We start from the raw sequence: 16,955 nt of genomic DNA, 5'->3' as shown, positions 1-16,955 counted from the left end.
AGCAGAGCGGCCGGATCCACTATTGGCATCAGTTGCAATAACTGGCGCACGCCCGCAGCGGTTGGCTGCCGCTCCGGCATTTCGCCGGCCTCTGTGATACAATTGCCACGAACTTCCGCGAGCCCGCGGGCGTTTTCGCGCCGGGGCCCGGCCGCGGCCGGGCGCGACAGGGGAGCTTTGAGCATGAGGCTGGTACGCTACGGCGAGAGCGGCGCGGAGAAGCCCGGCCTCGTCGGCCCCGACGGGACCATCCGCGACCTCTCGGGCGTGATCCGCGACATCGCCGGACCGGTGCTCGGGGCCGAGAGCCTCGGGCGCCTGCGGGCGCTCGACCCGGCGAGGCTGCCGGCGGTGCCGGCGGGCACGCGCCTCGGGCCCTGCGTGGGCGGCGTGCGCAACTTCATCGCGATCGGGCTCAACTACGCGGACCATGCGGCGGAGACGAACGCGCCGATCCCCTCCGAGCCGATCATCTTCAACAAGGCGCCGTCCTGCATCGTCGGCCCGAACGACGACGTGATCCTGCCGAAGGCCTCGGCGAAGACCGACTGGGAGGTGGAGCTCGCGATCGTGATCGGCAAGCGCGCCTCCTACGTCCACGCCAACGAGGCCCTCGACTACGTGGCGGGGTACTGCGTCTGCAACGACGTCTCGGAGCGGGAATTCCAGCTGGAGCGCGGCGGCACCTGGACCAAGGGCAAGGGCTGCCCGACCTTCGGCCCCCTCGGCCCCTGGCTGGTGACGCCGGACGAGATCCCGGACGTCCAGAACCTGGGCATGTGGCTCGACGTGAACGGCGCGCGGATGCAGACCGGCTCGACGCGCACGATGATCTTCGACTGCCGCCAGATCGTCTCCTACCTGTCGCACTTCATGCTGCTGGAGCCGGGCGACGTCATCACCACCGGCACGCCGCCGGGGGTCGGGCTCGGGATGAAGCCGCCGCGCTACCTGAAGGCGGGCGACGTGGTGAGCCTCGGCATCGAGGGATTGGGCGAGCAGCGCCAGACCGTGATCGCCTTCGACGACTGGACCGCCAAGGTGGCGGCGGGCGAGCCGACGAACTGAGCGGGATCGCCGCGGCCCCGCCCGGGGCCGCGGCGCGCCCCGGCCGCATCAATCCTTGAGGTCGTCCGGCACCTTGCCGCCGTTCTCCTCGAGCTTCCGGATCACCTGCTTGTGCAGCCAGACGTTCATCGTGGCGGTGTCGTCGGTGTCGCCGCCGTAATGCAGCTCGGCCGCGAGCTGCTTGCGGGCCGTCAGGCTGCTGTCGAGGTGCAGGAGCTTCATCAGGTCGACGATCGAGGTGCGCCAGTTCAGCGGCTGGCCGGCCTTGGCGGCGAGGCCGTTCAGGACCGCCTCGACGTCGACCTTGCCGTCGACGGTGGGGACCGTGCCGGTGGCGGCCGGCTCGGCGGAGCCGCCCGCGGAGGGGGCGGAGGAGGCCGAGGCCGGGGCGTTCGGCGTCGCCGCCTGGGCCTCGCCGCCGAAGGGATGGAGGATCTTGCTGACGATAGATCCGAGCAGGCTCATCGCGGTCTCTCCTTGTGATGTGGGCCGGCGAGCGGGGCCGGCCCGGCCCAGCGCCGCCGTTAACGAAACGCCGCGTCCCGCGTTCCGGCTGCCGCGGCGGCGATGACGCGCGGCCGACTTTGCCCTAAGCAGCCGGCGCGCGCATGACATCATGGGGCCCGGCCCCGACCCGCAGGACAGCATGACAGGGGATCCCATCCGCCGCCCGCTCGACGACGTCTGGTACTGCGTCGGCGAGAGCCGCCGCTTCCGCGAGGGGCGGCTCTGTGCCGTCACGCTCGGCGAGGAGGCGATCGTGGTCGGGCGGGCGGCGGGCGGCGGCCTCTTCGCCCTGCGCGACCGCTGCCCGCACCGGGGCATGGCGCTCTCGGCCGGGCGCCTGGTCGAGGGCCGCCTCGTCTGCCCGTTCCACGGCTGGGAGTTCCGGCCGGACGGGCAATGCGCGGCGATCCCCGCCCTCGCGGCCCGGGACGAATCCGACTTCCGCACCGTGCGGCTGCCGCGCTTCTCCGTGAGGGAGGCGTCCGGCCTCGTCTGGATCGCGGCGGGCGAGCCGCGGCCGGACGCGCCGCCGATTCCGGAGGTGGAGTTCCCCTACGCGGGCATGCTGGTCGAGACGCTGGAGGTCGAGGCGAGCTTCGACCTCGTGGCGTTGAGCTTCGTCGATCCGGCCCATGTCGCCTACGTGCACGATCTGTGGTGGTGGCGGACCTCCAAGACCCTGCGGGAGAAGGAGAAGCACTTCGCCCCCTCCCCGTTCGGCTTCACCATGACGAGCCACAGGGCGAAGAGCGCCTCGGCGGTCTACCGCCTGCTCGGGGCGGTGCCGGAGGTCGAGATCGAGTTCCGCCTGCCGGGCGTGCGGCTGGAGCGGATCAGGGCCGGGGAGAAGCGCATCGCGAACTACACCTTCGCGACGCCGCTCGGCCCGGGCCGCACGGCGCTCGTCAACGCGATGTACTGGAACCTGCCGCTGCTGAACCTCCTGCGGCCGCTGGCGCGGCCGCTGATGCGGCAATTCCTCGGCCAGGACCGCGACGTGCTGCAGGTCGCCCAGAAGGGCCTCGACCGGAAGCCCGCGATGGTGCTGATCGGGGAGAGCGACGTGCAGTCGCAATGGTATTTCAGCCTCAAGCGCGAGTTCCTGCGCGCCCGTGAGGCGGGCGCGGCCTTCGCCAACCCGCTCGCGCCGCGGCTCCTGCGCTGGCGCAGCTGAGCCGCGCCGCCGCTCAGTCGCCGCGGCGGCCCTCGCTCATCCGGTCCTTGCAGCGATAGCCGAGGAAGCACCTCCCGGCATCCGCCGAGGGACCGAAGAAGGGTTCGGTCGTCTGCTCGATCGGGCAGAAGCCGATGTCGCGCACCAGGCGCTCGTAGGTGAAGGGCCCGGTGTCGACGATGGCCTCCCCGCGCTGGTTCAGCAGGGCCAGGACCTGGCCGCAGCGCAGGGCGGGGGCCGGCACGCGGTGCGGCAGGTCCCGGGCCAGGGCGGTGCCGGGAAGCAGCAGGAGACCGAGGATGCGGGCGAGCTTGAGCATGGCCGCGGTATAGCGCGTCGCGGCCCGAGAGTCCCGGCTTCCGACGCGCGGCGCGCCGCCGGCCCCCCGCCCGATCGGCGCGCGCTCCTCAGATCAGCGGGGCGACCAGGAAGGCCAGGCCGACGCCGAGGCCGAAGCTGCCGGCGATCAGGAGCGCCTCGTGCAGACGCCGCGTCATCGCCGCGCCAGGCCCGCGACGCGGGCGACGCCCGGCTCCGGCGCCTCGGCGACGCAGCGGGCGCCCTCGTAGGGCCAGGTGCTGCAGGGCCGCGCGGCCGTCCGCTGCGCGCCCGCGAGGGAGAACAGGGCGATATCCTGCGGCTCGGGCCGGAAGGACGCCACCGGCAGCCGCTCGGTGAAGCGCTTGTCTGTGAAGCGCTTGGCCGCAGGGGCGACGTGCGCCTCGGCGCCCGTCCCGGACGGGACCAGGGCGTAGGAGGCCAGGGCGGCCAGGGCGGTGATCAGCGTGGCGGTCCGGATCATGGTGCGCTCCCCTCGCGGCCCTGCGGCCGTCTCTGGGGCGCTGTGTAGGCGCGCGGCGTTGCGCGCGATTTGCGCCGGCGCACATCGCGGATTGCGTCGCGCGGCGGGGGACGCAACACTTCGCGCCCTGCCCTTCGGGAACGAAGCCTTCAGCTGGACCGTTGAGACTCGGGATGGCCGGGCGGGACCCGGCGGAGCGGGACGATGACGATGGCTGGGCTGATCCGGATCCTCTGCCTCGGCGCCGCGGGGCTGCTGCCGCTCTCCGCGCAGGCGGGGCCCCGGCGCCTCCCGCCCGACATCGACGCGACCGGGACGGTGGGCGGGCGCGCGCCCTGGTCGCAGCCCTGGGAGTACGATTCGGGCAGCGACAACGACCACCACCCCGAGCGGCCCTACTACCAGCAGGGCCGCGGCCAGCAGACCGGCGGACCGGCCCGCAACCTCCTGCCCGACGACGGGCTTCACATCGTCCCGCGCTGAGCCGCCGCGAGCCGCCGGTGGGCGGCCCGCTCGCCGGCCTCGGCCGCGCACTTGCCGACATGGGCGGCGCGGTTGACGACCTGGAGGTTCGGCACGCCCCAGTAGCCGAGCAGGCGCGGCCAGGGCGCGTCCCGGTGCTCGCGCCAGACCTGGTAGAGGGGCACCCGGTGATCGACCTCGGCGCTGCGCAGCAGGCGCTTGCCGGTCTCCGGGCAGCGGTGGCGCTGGCGCGCCTTCAGCACCTTCGCGTGGTCGCTCGCGGCGATCCAGAACTTCCAGGCGGTGACGCAGGCGGCGTGCCAGCCGGCATTCCGGTTGGGCGCGCCGGCGCCCCAGAGATCCGCGTGCCAGCCGAAGCGGAAGACCGGCTGGCCGCAGATGCAGCAATGGCCGCGCCCGCGGGCGAAGGCCGGCTCGCGGAAGGGGGCGGGCGGCAGGCGGAAGCTCGCGCCGAGCCCCTCCTCCTTGCCGAGCCGCCACGTCCAGCCCTCGGGATGGCCGCTGCGGGCGGCCAGGGCCCGGGCGAGACGGTCGGCCCGGATCACGTGGCCGCGCCAGTAGCTCTCGACGGCGAGGCGCGGGGTCGGGGGCACGAAGGGCCGCGAGAGCGCGTGGCGCAGCACCAGCGGCGGGAAGATGGCGGGCAGCGCCTTCTCCAGGCGGGCGCGGGAGACGGCGTTGCGCGCCTCCCGCCACTCCGCCGCCTTGCTCCTGCGCTCCCCCGCCATCCGCTCGCTCCTCCGGGCACACTCATCCCGGCGGCCCGGGATGCCGACGCATCGGGCCGCCGACCCTCTCGAATGGGCGACACCAAGCCCGAGGCTTGGCGCCGATTCGAGAACGGAACCCACGGTCGTGAGCAACGACCGTGGGTGTCACCGGATGGTTATCGCAGGCGGGACGTGAAGACGGGGTTGCGCGGCGGGGTCGGTCGCCTCAGGCGCCGCCGATCGGCTCGGTGACCTTGCCGGTCCCGGCGCAGTCCGGGCAGGACGTGCCCTCGACGCGGCCGGAGCCGTGGCAGCGGGGACAGATGTTCTCGCCGGTGCCGGGGGTACCGGGCGGGGCCTTGTCGCCGGGTTTGGCGGAATCCTTGGCGGGATCGGTGGCCGTCATGGTGCGCTCCTCCTGACGACACATCCGCCGAGCGGGCCGGAGGGTTCCCGTCAGCCGGTGAGGCCGAGCAGCGTCGCGGCCCCGAAGAGCAGGACCGAGAGGACCGCGGCGGCGAGCAGGATGAGGGCGCCGCGGGATTCGCGCAGGTCGTCGTTCATGAGGCGCCGTTCTCGAGTCGGCCGATCCGGCGCGGGCGCCTGCGGGCGCCCGCCGGGGCCGATCCAAGCACAGCCGGAAGCCGGTTGCGAGCCGGCTCGGCCGCGCCGGCTCAGCCGCGGCACGGCTCAGCCGCGGCACGGCTCAGCCGCGGGACGGCTTGGCCTCTGCCGGGGCCGCCGCGACTCCCTCGGGCGTGGGCGCGGGCGCGCCGACGCCGAAGGTGCTCACGGCCACGTGGAGGCCGATGGCCGGTGCGAAGACGAGGGCGAGGAGAAGGATCAGCGCGACGGCGATGCTCTGATCACGGCGATCGGCCACCGCGGCCGCGCGGGCGGTTCCGGAAAACAGGGTCATGGCTCACCTCATGCGACCAGCCGCCTCTCGACTGGTCGCGGGCGAGCCCGATCACACGATCAGGCGCGGCTCACGCACCAAGCGCAGGCGGCGTGGTCCTTCGACTACTGTCGCTGGACATGGAGTTCGTGGTTCCGGTGGAGCCGCGCGAACGGCCGAGGCGAGGACGCGCGGACGCCCCCAATTGCGCTCGGAGGCGGCCGGCGTCAAGCGCGCAGCGGTGGTTCGGCGGCGTTTTTCACTGCGGTGCGGCCCGCTGGGGACAGGGACCGCCTCACCCCTCGGAAATGCCCGGGACGGGTGCCGGGTTCCGGGCCTTCGGCACCGGTCCGGGAGGCGCACGAACCCGGATTCCGCCCGGGCCCCGGGCAGCAGGCGTGGGCGGGCCGAGGCGTCCTCCGCTCAGGCCTCGGGTTCAGGCTCCGGACTCGCCGGGGGGCGCGTCGCCGGGGGCCGCCTCGCCGGGGGCCGCCTCGCAGCGCCGGCGGCCATGTCCGCCGCACCGGCTCGGGCGCGCGCCGCCGCCTCCAGGCGGGCGGCGACGAGGGCCTGGAGGCGCTCCAGGTGGCGATCGCGCAGGCCGAGCGCCGCGCAGGAGGCGGCGGTGTTGAGGAGGTACTCCGCGTTCGGCCCGAGATGGCCGCAGGCCGCCGCGATGCGCGCGGCGATCGCCTCCTCGCCGAGGCGGCCGGCGTAGCGCTCGCCCGCGCGGTTCGCCACGAAGGCGAGCGCCGGGACGGTCCCGGCCTCGGTCCGGGCCGCCAGCCAGCGCGCCGCGTAGCCGCGCCCGCGCATCTCCCGGTGCCAGACCGGGCGCAAAGCCGCGAGCGGGTCCGGCCCGGCGAGCCGGTAGGCGAGGCCGCGGCAGCGCCCGCCGCGGTCGAGGGCGAGCATCACCCCGGGATTGTCGCGCGTGCCGCGGAAGCGCCATTGCCAGAGGCAGAACCGCCGGTGCCACCCGGGCAGGCCGGCCGCGCGCCGCTCCGCGAACGGGAATTCGGGCCGCCACATCAGGGCTCCGTAGGCGAAGAGCCAGATCTCGTCCGGCGGGCCGGGCTTGGCGGCGAGGGCGGCGGCGAGCAGCGCCTCGGTCTCGGCCTCGGACAGGAGCGGCATCGCCGCGGCGTCGTCGGGCACCGGATCGGGATGCGCCCGGGCGATCAGGGCGGCGGTCAGGACGGGGCGGTCCGTCACGGCGCGGGACCCCGCCCGCGCCCGCGCGATCGGCGCAACCCTTCGTTCATTCCACCCTTCCCGCCCCGGCGCGCGCGCCGCGCCGGCGCTGGCGACCGGCCGGCCCGTCTGGTAACCGAATAGGACTAAACACCCAAGCTCCCCGGCCGCGCCCCCGTGACAGCTCCCGTGCCGCCCACCCGCGCCGACGGCGCCGGCGCGCCTCGCCCGCCTCCCACGGGGGCCGAGCGGTCGCTCCGGATCGTCGTGGTGGCCGCCGTGCTGCTGCCGGCGCTGGTGCTCGCCACGGGCGCTTGGCTCTCCTACCAGAGCCATTGGCGGGACGCGCGGCTGCGCCTCGCCCAGACCCTGGACCTCGTGCGCGAGCACGCGGTCAAGGTGTTCGAGACGGCGGACCTCGTGACCCGGCAGGCCAACCAGATCCTGGACGGCCTGCCGGACGAGGCGATCCGGGCCCGCGGCCCCGACCTCTCCCGCCAGCTCCGGGAGCTCAGCGACACGCTGGCGCAGGTGAGCGACATCTGGGTCCTCGACGCGCGGGCGAGGCCCCTGGTCAGCGCCGGCGCACCGCCCGAGGGGCGCGAGCCGGAATTCCTGGAGCGCCCCTTCTTCCGCCTGCACCGGGACGGGGGCCTGCCGCCGGGCCGGGACTACGTCGGCGAGGTGATGACCGGGGTGGACGGGGCCGCGGTCTTCCAGGTGAGCACCGCCCGGCGCGGCCAGGGCTTCCGGGGCATCGTCGCGGTGGCGATCGACCCGGCCTATTTCCGGGACTTCTACGCGCAGGTGCGCGAGAGCGGCCTCGACACCGTCTCGCTGCTGCGGGAGGACGGGGCGATCCTGGCGCGGGTGCCCGAGCAGCCGGGGCGCGTCGCGCGCGTGCCGCCCGACAGCGGCTTCCTCGCGGCCCTGTCCCGGGCGCCCGGACAGGGCTTCTACGTGACCCGCTCGGCGGTGGACGGGCAGGAGCGGCTCTACGGCTACCGGCGGCTCCCGACCTACCCGGTCTACGTCACCGCCGGGATCGACCGCGCGCGCATCCTGGCGGAGTGGCGCGACACGATGGCGAGCCACCTCGTCTTCGGCATCCCGGCGACGGCCGGGCTGGTGGCGCTGACGCTCGTGGCCCTGCGGCGGACCCGGCGCGAGGGCGAGGCCCTGGCGCAGCTGCGCGCCGAGATCCTGCGCCGGGAGGCGAGCGAGGAGCAGCTGCGCCAGTCGCAGAAGATGGAGGCGGTCGGGCGCCTCACGGGCGGGCTCGCGCACGACTTCAACAACCTCCTCACCGTCGTGCTGGGCTCCCTCGAATTGCTGCAGCGGCGCATGGGCGAGACCGATGCCCGCCAGCTGCGCCTCCTGGAGAACGCGGTGGGCGGGGCCCAGCGCGCCGCGGCGCTGACGCAGCGCCTCCTCGCCTTCGCGCGCCGCCAGCCCCTCGACCCCAGGCCCGTCGACGCCAACGCCCTCGTCTCGGGCATGGCCGAGCTCCTGCGCCAGACCCTCGGCGAGACGGTGCGGCTCGAGACGGTGCTGGCCGGCGGGCTCTGGCGGACCTTCGCGGATCCCAACCAGCTCGAGAACGCGCTCCTCAACCTCGCGGTGAATGCCCGCGACGCCCTGCCGGAGACCGGCGGGCGCCTGACCATCGAGACCGCCAACGCCGACCTGGACGACGCCTACGCGGCGGCCCGGACGGAGGTCGCGGCCGGGCAGTACGTCCTCGTCGCGGTGACCGACAACGGCAGCGGCATGCCCCGGGAGGTGCTGGCGCGGGCCTTCGAGCCCTTCTTCACCACCAAGGAGCAGGGCCGCGGGACGGGCCTCGGCCTGTCCCAGGTCTACGGCTTCGTGCGCCAGTCGGGCGGGCACGTCGCGGTCTATTCGGAGCTCGGCCAGGGCACGACGGTCAAGATCTACCTGCCCCGCCACGCGGGGCCCGAGGAGCGCCCCCCTCCCCCCCGTCCCCGACGCCCTGGCCCTCGCGCAGGAGGACACGACCGTGCTGGTCGTCGAGGACGAGGCGGCGGTGCGCCAGTTCACCGTCGAGGCGCTCGCGGATCTCGGCTACCGGGTGCTGGCCGCGGACGGGGCCGCCGCCGCCCTCAACCTGCTGGCGCTCCACCCGGAGGTGGGGCTCCTCCTCACCGACGTCGTGATGCCGGAGGTCAACGGCCGCAGGCTCGCCGACGAGGCCCTGCGCCGCCGCCCCGACCTCAAGGTCGTGTTCATGACCGGCTATACCCGCAACGCCATCGTGCACAACGGCATGCTCGATCCCGGCACGCAGCTGATCACCAAGCCCTTCACGGTGGCGCAGCTCGCCGCCAAGCTGCGCGCCGTGCTCGGGGCGGCGCGCCCGGCCCCGTGACGGGGTGCGGCGACGCACCGCCGCCGGAGCGCGGCTCGGGAAGGATGCCCGCCTCACGACGGAGATCGGGCGATGCGCTTCATCCGGACCCTGCGGGCGATGTGGCTCCTGCGCAAGGCGAACAGGGACCTCGAGGAAGCCCGGACCCTGCGGGAGGCCGCCGAGGCCTGCCGGGCCAGGGCGGATCAGCGGCTGGCCCGGGCCGGCCGGCTGCTGGCGGGCACGCCCCTGCGGCAGGACTCCCAGGGGCACCCGCTGGTCGTCGCCCTCGTGCGGCGCTGCATTGCAGCATGACGGCCGCAGGATCAACTTGCCCGCTCAACGAGCGCTGTTCCTCTCGGTCAATCCGCCGCACTGCCTGATTTTTACGGCTGACGTGACCTAGGGGGACGGAATAGATAATCTTTCCGCAACGAGTCCGGCCGCATCTGGAGAGATGGCGCGCCGGGATCCGGCGTCGGGCCAGCTGGGGCAGGTGTCGGGGACGTCGGCTCCGGCCGGTACGCGGGAGGTGTGTGTGCAGGCCAGGACGACAGACGGCGCCACCAGCCTCAGCCGCCGCCTCTGGATCGCGATCCTCCTCATCGGCGCGGGCCTCGCGGCCCTGAGCGCGACGCTGGTCGCCCCGGCCGTGACGGCCTTCCTCCGGTCCCGGCACAACCTCGCCGAGATCGCGCAGTTCGCGCGCGTGCTCGAGGCCGCCAACCGCATCTCGGCCGAGCGCGGGCCGGCCAACGTCGCCATGTCCCAGGATCCCGCCGGCAACGCGGCGGCCCTGACGCGGCTGCGGGAGTTCCGCGAGGCCACCGACCGGGCGCTCGCGCAGCTCCACGGCCCGGACGATCCCGACGGGCTCACCGGCCCGGCCCGGCGCCTCCCGGCCGACCTCATCGACGCCGCGCAGGCGAGGCTGCGCGCGGCGCGCCGGGAGGTCGACGAGATCGCCCGGATGCCGGCCGCCGCCCGCGGCGCGGACCAGATCCGCGCGGCCGTCGGGGCGATGATCGCGGTCGTCGACCAGTTCCAGGACGTCGTGACCTGGGAGGTCCGGACGCTGCGCGAGCTCGACCCGGCGCTCGCCGGCCAAGCCATGGTGGCACGGGCGGTGAGCGACCTGAGGGAGCATGGCGGGCGCATCGCCTCCTTCATCGTCCCGGCGCTGGCCGTGCGCGCGCCGCTCGGCGAGGTCCACCTCGCCGAAGCCGTCGAGACCCGCGGGCGCCTGCGCGAGATCTGGCAGCTCCTGCAGGGCCAGATCCCCGCCGCCCTCGATCCGCTGATGCGGGAGGTCGAGAGCCGCTTCCTGGGCGAGGGGCTCGGCACGGTCGAGGCGGTGATCGCCGAGGGGCGCGGACCTTCGGGGCGCTACTCGCTCGATGCGCAGACGCTGACCGCCCGCTACGTCCCGACCCTGAAGCCGCTCGAGGACTTGCGCACGGCCTTTCTCGCCCGGATGAATGCGGCCTCCGCCCGGGAGCGCGACGGGGCGCGCGACGCGCTCGCCGCGGCCGGCCTCGTGACGCTCGCCGCCCTCGCCCTGATCGGCGGCCTCCTCGGCTCCCTGCGCGCCTCGATCCTGCGGCCGCTCCTCGACGCGCGGGAGGCGATCGTCGCCCTGGCGGGAGGCGTCGATCCCGCCCCCGTCCGGGCGCCCATGCGCGTCCGCGAGATCGCCCTCCTGTTCGACGCCCTCCTGGTTCTGCAGAAGCGGCTGCAGGAGCGCGCGAACCTGATGCAGACGCTGCGCCGGCAGGCGGAGACGGACGGGCTGACCGGATTGTACAATCGCCGCGCCCTGACGCGCGACCTCGCGACCCTCGACGCCCGGCCGGCGGGGGGCCTCGCCGGGCTGCTGCTGATCGACGTCGACGGCTTCAAGCGGGTCAACGACAGCTTCGGCCACGCCGTCGGGGACGTCCTCCTGCGCCTCGTCGGCCAGCGCCTGCAGGGGGACGTGGGCGGGTCGGGGCTGGTGGCGCGCATCGGCGCGGACGAGTTCGCGGTCCTGCTCCCCGATCTGGCGGAGCCCGCCGAGGGGGAGCGGACCGCCGACAGGATCCTCGGCGGCCTCGCGGAGCCCTTCCGGGTGGCCGAGCAGATCTTCCACCTCGACGCCAGCATCGGCGTGGCGGTCGCGCCGCACGGCCAGCGCGGGGCGGACGACCTCCTGGCCCGCGCCGACATGGCGCTGCACGAGGCGAAGCGGGCGGGGCAGCATTGCCGGCGGGTTTTCCGGCCCGAGATGCGGCGCAGCCTCCTCGCCTGGACGGCGTGCCAGCAGGAGATGCCCCGCGCCCTCGCCGAGGGGGAGTTCGTCCTGTTCTACCAGCCCCAGCTGCGCCTGCGCGACCGCACCATCGCGGGGGCGGAGGCGCTGATCCGCTGGCGGCATCCGGAGCGCGGCCTCCTCGCCCCGGCGGATTTCCTGGCCCCGCTGGAGAGCAGCCGCGCCGCGGAGGATGTCGGGCGCTTCGTGCTGCGCACCGCCTGCGCCGAGGCCGCCGGCTGGCGCCGCCGCGGCCTCGGGGAACTGCGCGTCGCGGTCAACCTGTTCAGCCGGCAGTTCCTGTCCCGGGACCTCGTCGAGGAGGTGCGCGCGGCCCTCGCCGAGGCGGCGCTCCCGGCCTCGGCCCTGGAACTGGAGATCACCGAGACCATCATCCTCCAGCACGACGACGCGCTGATCCCGCCGCTCCGGGCGCTGCGGGACATGGGCGTGGGCCTCGCCTTCGACGATTACGGCACCGGCTACGCGTCCCTGAGCCTCCTGAAGCGCTTTCCCCTCACCCGCCTGAAGATCGACCGCTCCTTCGTCCGCGGCATCCCGGATTCCGCCCAGGACCTGGCGATCGTGCGCTCGGTGGTGGCGCTCGGGCGCAGCTTCGGCCTGGAGGTCACGGCCGAGGGGATCGAGACCCCCGCGATGCTGCGCTGCGTGACCGCGGAGGGCTGCCAGGAGGGCCAGGGCTACCTGTTCGGGCAGCCGATGGCGGCCGACCTCTTCGCCGCGCAGTGCTGGGCCGAGGGCCGCCGGACCGCCTGATCCGACGGCTTGCGTCGCCATGCGAAACTCGGCTTCGCTCACGCGCCGCGCGGGCTTGCCATACGAAATCCGATGGATTGCTTCGCAATGCGGATTTCGGTTTCGCTCACGCGCCGCGCGGGCTTGTCATCCGCTGTCCGGACGATCACGGCCGGGCAGGGGATGACGGGCGGCCCCGCTCAGCCGGCCGGCCGCGCCAGCCACGCCACCGCGACCGCCGGCCCGCAGGTCGAGGCCCAGGCCTCGGCGCCCGCCGCGAGGTGCGGGGCGATCAGGTCGGCGAGGTCCCGAACCGGGCGCCCGAGCCGGGCGGCGAGGCGCGTCGCGACGAAGCGGCCCGCCCCGCAGGCGATCACCGGCGCCCGCGCCGGCAGGTCGCCGCGCGAGAGGATCACGGCGGCCGCGTCGTGCAGGAGGCGCAGCTGCGCCTCCGCGAAGTGGCCGGCGAGGCGGCTCCAATCGGCGGGGCTGCCCTCGTGGCGGTCGCGCCCGATCATGCGGGCGAGCCGCGTCTCGGTCTCGGGCCGCGACTTGCCCTTGAGGTCCATCGTGTCCTGCTGGTCCTCCTCGGCGGGCAGGTCGCCGAGCAGCCGGTGCACGTCGCCGGTCGCCGCGAAGGTCTCGGCCATCAGGGCGGTGCGGCGGCCGCGGAAGGGCGCCCAGGGGCTCAGGGCGAGGAGCGGCGTGCGCACGACGCCGGTATAGACCAGCTCGCCGGTCTCCAGCCGCTCCGCGTCGCTGTAGCCGCGCGCGGCGGGCTGCCCGGCCGCGACCGGGATCAGGTCGGCCGTGGTCGAGCCGATATCGACGAGCAGCGCCTCCGGGACGAGGCGGCCGACCAGGGCGGCGGTGGCGTACCAATTGGCGCTGGCGATCTCCGCCGCGGCCGGGGCCGCCGCCTCGGGCGCGACGAAGCCCGACCGCCCGGCATAGATCGCGACCGGGCCGGAGAGCGACCGGTCCGCCCAGGCGGCGAGCTGCGCCACCCCGTCGGCCCGGTCGGCGAAGCAGTCGGTGAGTTCGCCCGTCATGGTGACGGCGTGGTGCGCGGGGCCCCGCGCCCAGTCCGGCAGGCCGGCGAGCGCCGCGTCGAGGGCGGAGAGCCCGCGCCAGAGCGGGCACGGCGCCTGGACCACCGCCCGCACGGCGCCCTCCTCCACCAGCGCCGCCTTGACATGCACCCCGCCGAGGTCCCAGCCGATGATGCGGGCGGCGGAGGCGGAATCATGCGGCAGGGACACGGGCAGGTCTCGCGGCGGGTGGGAACCGGGGCCGGGGTGGCATGAGCGGGGGCGCGGGCGCAAGCCCGATCGCGGGCCGGGAGCCGGTCGCGATCATCCCGGTCCTCGACCTGCGGCGCGGGCAGGTGGTGCGGGCGCGGGCCGGCGAGCGCCACGCCTATGCGCCGATCCGCACGCCGCTGAGCGCGAGCGCGGATCCGGGCGCGGTGGCGGCCGGGCTCCTCGCCGCCTGGCCGGCGCGCCGGCTCTACGTGGCGGATCTCGACGCGATCATGGAGGGCGCGCCGCCCGACCGCGCGGCGCTGCGCGCCGTCGCGGCGGCCGCGCCCGGGGTGGAATTGTGGGTCGATGCCGGCTTCGCCGGCGAGGCGGCGGTCGCCGCCTTCCTGGAGGCGGGGCTCGGCCGGCCGGTGCTCGGCAGCGAGAGCCAGGGCGATCCGGACCTCGTGCGCCGCCTCGGCGACGCGGCGATCCTGTCCCTCGACAGTCGGGACGGCGCGCCGCTCGGCCCGGCCGCCCTGCACGAGGATCCGTCCCTGTGGCCGTCCGAGATCATCGTGATGGCGCTCGGGCGGGTCGGGAGCGGGGCGGGGCCGGACCTCGCCGGGATCGCGGCGGTGCGGGCGCGGGCGCCCGCGGCCCGGCTCTACGCCGCCGGGGGTCTGCGCGGCCCGGAGGATCTGGCGGGTCTGCGCGCGGCGGGCGCCGCCGGGATCCTGGTCGCGAGCGCGCTCCACGACGGCCGCCTGCGGCCGGAGCATCTCTCCTGACGGGTCGGAGATCTTTCGGTCTCCGGCACGACCACTCCGCTCGACCGAATGGCGAGGACCTGTCCGGCTCGGATCTGCTTCCAGGAACCGACCGCGAGGCGGGACGGATGGGGATGCCGCGCGTGACGTGCGGTGATCTTCTGAAATTGTGATCGGCACAAGACTTGAACGGTAAGATTGTCGATTGATCCGTAGCGGTGCGGGCACACGGACGCTTCGCGGCCGCCTGCGCCGAGTCCCGGCCCCCCTCCCCTCCGGTCCGGTCGTGCGGGACAGGGGAGAGCCTTGGCCGGAGGTCTCGCCGAGCCGAAGGTCGGGCCGGACCGCCCACCGGGACTCCGTCCGGCACCCATCCCGCGCAGATCGGAACCAAGCCCCCCGAGGCCGAGAGAACGCCCGAGCGCGGCGCACCGCTCCCGCACGACCGAAGCCGGACGATCCCGCCCGGCCCGCGCGCGGCCCGGCCGAGCCGGTCCCGCCGGGCGCCGCCGCGGATCGCCCCGCGGGCGCCGCCGGGTCCTCGCAACCGCGCGGGGTGTGTTCGCGAAGCCGCACCCGGCGCCTTTGCGGCGATCCCGCCGGGCTCCGGCCGCGCTTGACGTTAAGGAATCTTGCGTAGAGTAAGAAGCTATGAGAACCCTGCTTTCGACGCGGCTCGCATCGCAGGCGAGTGCCTCTCGGTCCGGATATTCGGTCAAGAATTACGATAATGACAGGAATATTTCCCCGCTTGCTCCGGTCTGATCGGGCCGATCGCGAGATAATCCAAGGCGGTGCACCGATCGGAAACGCTGGTCGGCCGGACAATCTACTCGGGGTGGGCATCATGATGCAGGATTCGACGGCGCGCGGGCGGGCAGCGGTCGCCGGTCGGGCCGGGCCGTGGCCGGCGATGGCGATCGGGGCGCTCGCGGCCGCGGCGGCGGGCCTCGTCCCGGCCCGCGCCCAGACCGCCTCGCAGATCACGCCGCCGTCCTTCCGCCCCGCCCCCCAGGCCCGCGGGGCGGGCCTCGTCATCCCGGAAGGGGCCGGGCCCGAGGCGCCGCCGGGCGCCGAGCGCGTCTCGGTCCGCCTCGGCGCCGTCGCGGCCGAGGGCACCCTGCCGGCCCTGGAGGGCGCCACCCGCGCCCTCGCCGACCGGCTCGCCGCCGGCCCCGTCACCCTGGCGCAGATCTTCGCGGCCGCCCGCGACCTCGAACAGGCCTACGCCGCCGAGGGATACGCCCTGGTGCGGGTGGTGCTGCCCGCCCAGGCGCTCCGCGACGGCGGCGCGCTGCGGCTCGTCGTGATCGACGGCACCCTGGAGCGGATCGACACCGCCGCCCTCCCGCCCGAGATCCGCGACCGCGTCGCCGCCCTCCTCGCCCCCCTGGCCGGGCGCCGCGGCCTGCGCCTCGCCGAGATCGAGCGCGGGCTGATGCTGGCCGGCGACACCCCCGGCACGGTGCTGCGCTCCACCCTCGCCCCCGGCACCGCCCCGGGCTCCAGCATCCTGGTGGTCGAGGCGCGCTACAAGCCCGTCACCGGGATGGTCGGCGTCGACAACACCCTCTCGGACGCGCTCGGGCGGAACCCGGCGAGCCTCGGCCTGGAGATGAACTCGCCCACCGGCCACGGCGAGCAGCTCTACCTGCGCGCCGGCGGCGCCGCGATCCCGGCCGGCCAGGCCAGCCTGTTCTCGCCGCGGCCGCTCAACCGGTCGCTGGCCGCCGGCCTGATCCTGCCCCTCGGCGGCGACGGCCTCACCCTCAACCTGGAGGCCACGGATGCGCGCACCACCGCCAAGCCGCGCCCCGGCAACCCGGCCTTCACCTCGGACTTCTCGCGCTACTCCGCGCGGCTGCGCTACCCGCTGATCCGCGCGCGCGACCTCACCCTCGCCGCCGAGGCGAGCTTCGACGCGCAGGAGGAGCGCCTCACGGTCATCCGGCCGATCGAGGCCCCGTTCAGCCTCGACCGGCTGCGGGTCGCCCGGGCGAGCGGCGACGCGCTCTGGGTCCTGCCCACGGACGGCGTCCTGACGGCGCGCCTGACCGGCTCCTTCGGCCTCGACGGGCTCGGCGCCCGGGCGGCGCCCCTGCCCGGGCCGGGCGTGGTGCCGCTCTCGCGCCAGGGCGCGCGGCCGGACTTCCAGAAGCTGGAGGCGAGCCTCGGCCTCGCGCAGCCCCTGGCCGAGCACCTCGCCCTCGACCTCAGGGCCCGGGCCCAGACCTCGTTCAACCAGGCCCTGCCGCGGGCCGAGCAATTCGGCATCGCCAGCCTGTCGGGCCTGTCCTCGTTCGATTCCGGCCTGTTCCAGGGCGACGAGGGCTACGTGCTGCGCGGGGAGGTGCAATTCCCCTTCGTGGCCTCGGTCCCGATGCCGTTCCGCCTGCCCTCGCTGCCGGCCCAGCTCGGCACGGGCTTCCAGGAGGCGGAGAGCGCCGCGGCGGGGCTGGTCGCGACGCCCTACGGCTTCGGGGCCTTCGGGCTGGTGCGCCAGCAGCGCCCGACCTCCCTGGAGCGGCCGATGGTGCGGGGCGCCTCCTACGGGCTGGGGCTCCGGCTCGCGGCCTCGCCGCAGGCGAGCTTCACCAACCTGAGCGCCAGCCTCGAATACGGCCGCTCCGCGCGCTCCGACCGGCTGCCCGCCGAGGACCGCGTCACCTTCAGCGTCACCCTGCAATTCTGATCGAA

The 16,955-nt window shown here is 75.0% G+C and carries 15 protein-coding genes and 1 pseudogene; 8 read left to right on the top strand and 8 right to left on the bottom strand.

Translation table 11 applies throughout. The features are described 5' to 3' along the window. Window positions 1-183 precede the first annotated feature (183 nt). Window positions 184-1,068 carry a fumarylacetoacetate hydrolase family protein gene (locus M446_RS28010; protein WP_012335467.1) on the top strand — a complete coding sequence of 295 codons (885 nt, stop codon included), beginning with the start codon at window positions 184-186 and terminating at the stop codon, window positions 1,066-1,068. Between the two features lie 48 nt (window positions 1,069-1,116). On the opposite strand, the gene M446_RS28005 is transcribed toward M446_RS28010, so the two are convergent. Continuing rightward, a complete protein-coding gene (locus tag M446_RS28005) occupies window positions 1,117-1,533 on the bottom strand; it encodes a DUF3597 domain-containing protein (protein ID WP_012335466.1) in 417 nt (138 codons plus the stop codon). 151 nt (window positions 1,534-1,684) lie between these two features. On the opposite strand from M446_RS28005, the gene M446_RS28000 reads away from it, so the two are divergent. Then, window positions 1,685-2,749, top strand: coding sequence for an aromatic ring-hydroxylating oxygenase subunit alpha (locus M446_RS28000; protein ID WP_012335465.1), 1,065 nt, complete (start codon window positions 1,685-1,687; stop codon window positions 2,747-2,749). A gap of 13 nt (window positions 2,750-2,762) precedes the next feature. Here M446_RS28000 and M446_RS27995 read toward each other — a convergent pair whose 3' ends face one another. After that, window positions 2,763-3,068, bottom strand: coding sequence for a hypothetical protein (locus M446_RS27995; RefSeq protein WP_012335464.1), 306 nt, complete (start codon window positions 3,066-3,068; stop codon window positions 2,763-2,765). 174 nt (window positions 3,069-3,242) lie between these two features. Then, window positions 3,243-3,551, bottom strand: a complete 309-nt coding sequence (locus tag M446_RS27990; protein WP_012335463.1) for a hypothetical protein — start codon at window positions 3,549-3,551, stop codon at window positions 3,243-3,245. Window positions 3,552-3,755: 204 nt separating this feature from the next. On the opposite strand from M446_RS27990, the gene M446_RS27985 reads away from it, so the two are divergent. Next, on the top strand, window positions 3,756-4,034 hold the full coding sequence (locus tag M446_RS27985; RefSeq protein ID WP_012335462.1) for a hypothetical protein: 279 nt from the start codon (window positions 3,756-3,758) through the stop codon (window positions 4,032-4,034). Here the strand turns inward: M446_RS27985 and M446_RS27980 are convergent. The 4 genes from M446_RS27980 to M446_RS27965 all read right to left on the bottom strand — a co-directional run bounded on the left by M446_RS27980 (window position 4,016) and on the right by M446_RS27965 (window position 6,857). After that, complete coding sequence (locus M446_RS27980) at window positions 4,016-4,762, bottom strand: hypothetical protein (RefSeq protein WP_012335461.1); 747 nt, start codon at window positions 4,760-4,762, stop codon at window positions 4,016-4,018. The two genes, M446_RS27985 and M446_RS27980, sit on opposite strands and share 19 nt — an antisense overlap. Window positions 4,763-4,970: 208 nt before the next feature. Next, window positions 4,971-5,150 (bottom strand): hypothetical protein, encoded by a 180-nt coding sequence (locus tag M446_RS27975; protein ID WP_018263818.1) that lies wholly within the window; start codon window positions 5,148-5,150, stop codon window positions 4,971-4,973. A gap of 300 nt (window positions 5,151-5,450) precedes the next feature. Continuing rightward, a complete protein-coding gene (locus tag M446_RS27970) occupies window positions 5,451-5,663 on the bottom strand; it encodes a hypothetical protein (protein ID WP_012335458.1) in 213 nt (70 codons plus the stop codon). A 402-nt stretch (window positions 5,664-6,065) separates the two neighbouring features. Continuing rightward, entirely contained in the window at window positions 6,066-6,857 is a 792-nt protein-coding gene (locus tag M446_RS27965; RefSeq protein WP_012335457.1) for a gamma-glutamylcyclotransferase, read from the bottom strand. A gap of 666 nt (window positions 6,858-7,523) precedes the next feature. Here M446_RS27965 and M446_RS39515 point away from each other — a divergent pair. The 3 genes and pseudogenes from M446_RS39515 to M446_RS27950 form a co-directional block, all read left to right on the top strand. Next, window positions 7,524-8,723: pseudogene (locus M446_RS39515) on the top strand (ATP-binding protein); the annotation flags it as partial. Between the two features lie 133 nt (window positions 8,724-8,856). Next, the gene (locus M446_RS39260; protein WP_322597464.1) at window positions 8,857-9,225 is read left to right on the top strand and encodes a response regulator; all 369 of its coding nucleotides are present in this window, start codon (window positions 8,857-8,859) and stop codon (window positions 9,223-9,225) included. Window positions 9,226-9,742: 517 nt separating this feature from the next. After that, window positions 9,743-12,268 carry a putative bifunctional diguanylate cyclase/phosphodiesterase gene (locus M446_RS27950; RefSeq protein WP_012335455.1) on the top strand — a complete coding sequence of 842 codons (2,526 nt, stop codon included), beginning with the start codon at window positions 9,743-9,745 and terminating at the stop codon, window positions 12,266-12,268. 179 nt (window positions 12,269-12,447) lie between these two features. On the opposite strand, the gene M446_RS27945 is transcribed toward M446_RS27950, so the two are convergent. Beyond that, the gene (locus tag M446_RS27945; protein ID WP_012335454.1) at window positions 12,448-13,509 is read right to left on the bottom strand and encodes a hydantoinase/oxoprolinase family protein; all 1,062 of its coding nucleotides are present in this window, start codon (window positions 13,507-13,509) and stop codon (window positions 12,448-12,450) included. 41 nt (window positions 13,510-13,550) lie between these two features. On the opposite strand from M446_RS27945, the gene M446_RS27940 reads away from it, so the two are divergent. Then, window positions 13,551-14,279, top strand: a complete 729-nt coding sequence (locus M446_RS27940; RefSeq protein ID WP_012335453.1) for a HisA/HisF-related TIM barrel protein — start codon at window positions 13,551-13,553, stop codon at window positions 14,277-14,279. 826 nt (window positions 14,280-15,105) lie between these two features. Next, window positions 15,106-16,950, top strand: a complete 1,845-nt coding sequence (locus M446_RS27935; RefSeq protein ID WP_265576450.1) for a ShlB/FhaC/HecB family hemolysin secretion/activation protein — start codon at window positions 15,106-15,108, stop codon at window positions 16,948-16,950. Window positions 16,951-16,955 lie beyond the last annotated feature (5 nt).

The organism is Methylobacterium sp. 4-46 (assembly GCF_000019365.1).
GTDB lineage: Bacteria > Pseudomonadota > Alphaproteobacteria > Rhizobiales > Beijerinckiaceae > Methylobacterium.
Note: the sequence above shows the minus strand (reverse complement) of the source record. Positions and strands in the feature narration are given on the sequence as shown.

Coding starts and splice junctions, on each gene's coding strand:
- M446_RS27990 (WP_012335463.1), bottom strand. CDS start 3,551: ATGATCCGGACCGCCACGCTGATCACCGCCCTGGCCGCCCTGGCCTCC.
- M446_RS27985 (WP_012335462.1), top strand. CDS start 3,756: ATGACGATGGCTGGGCTGATCCGGATCCTCTGCCTCGGCGCCGCGGGG.
- M446_RS27935 (WP_265576450.1), top strand. CDS start 15,106: ATGATGCAGGATTCGACGGCGCGCGGGCGGGCAGCGGTCGCCGGTCGG.
- M446_RS28005 (WP_012335466.1), bottom strand. CDS start 1,533: ATGAGCCTGCTCGGATCTATCGTCAGCAAGATCCTCCATCCCTTCGGC.
- M446_RS27980 (WP_012335461.1), bottom strand. CDS start 4,762: ATGGCGGGGGAGCGCAGGAGCAAGGCGGCGGAGTGGCGGGAGGCGCGC.
- M446_RS28000 (WP_012335465.1), top strand. CDS start 1,685: ATGGGGCCCGGCCCCGACCCGCAGGACAGCATGACAGGGGATCCCATC.
- M446_RS28010 (WP_012335467.1), top strand. CDS start 184: ATGAGGCTGGTACGCTACGGCGAGAGCGGCGCGGAGAAGCCCGGCCTC.
- M446_RS27970 (WP_012335458.1), bottom strand. CDS start 5,663: ATGACCCTGTTTTCCGGAACCGCCCGCGCGGCCGCGGTGGCCGATCGC.
- M446_RS27995 (WP_012335464.1), bottom strand. CDS start 3,068: ATGCTCAAGCTCGCCCGCATCCTCGGTCTCCTGCTGCTTCCCGGCACC.
- M446_RS27940 (WP_012335453.1), top strand. CDS start 13,551: ATGAGCGGGGGCGCGGGCGCAAGCCCGATCGCGGGCCGGGAGCCGGTC.
- M446_RS27975 (WP_018263818.1), bottom strand. CDS start 5,150: ATGACGGCCACCGATCCCGCCAAGGATTCCGCCAAACCCGGCGACAAG.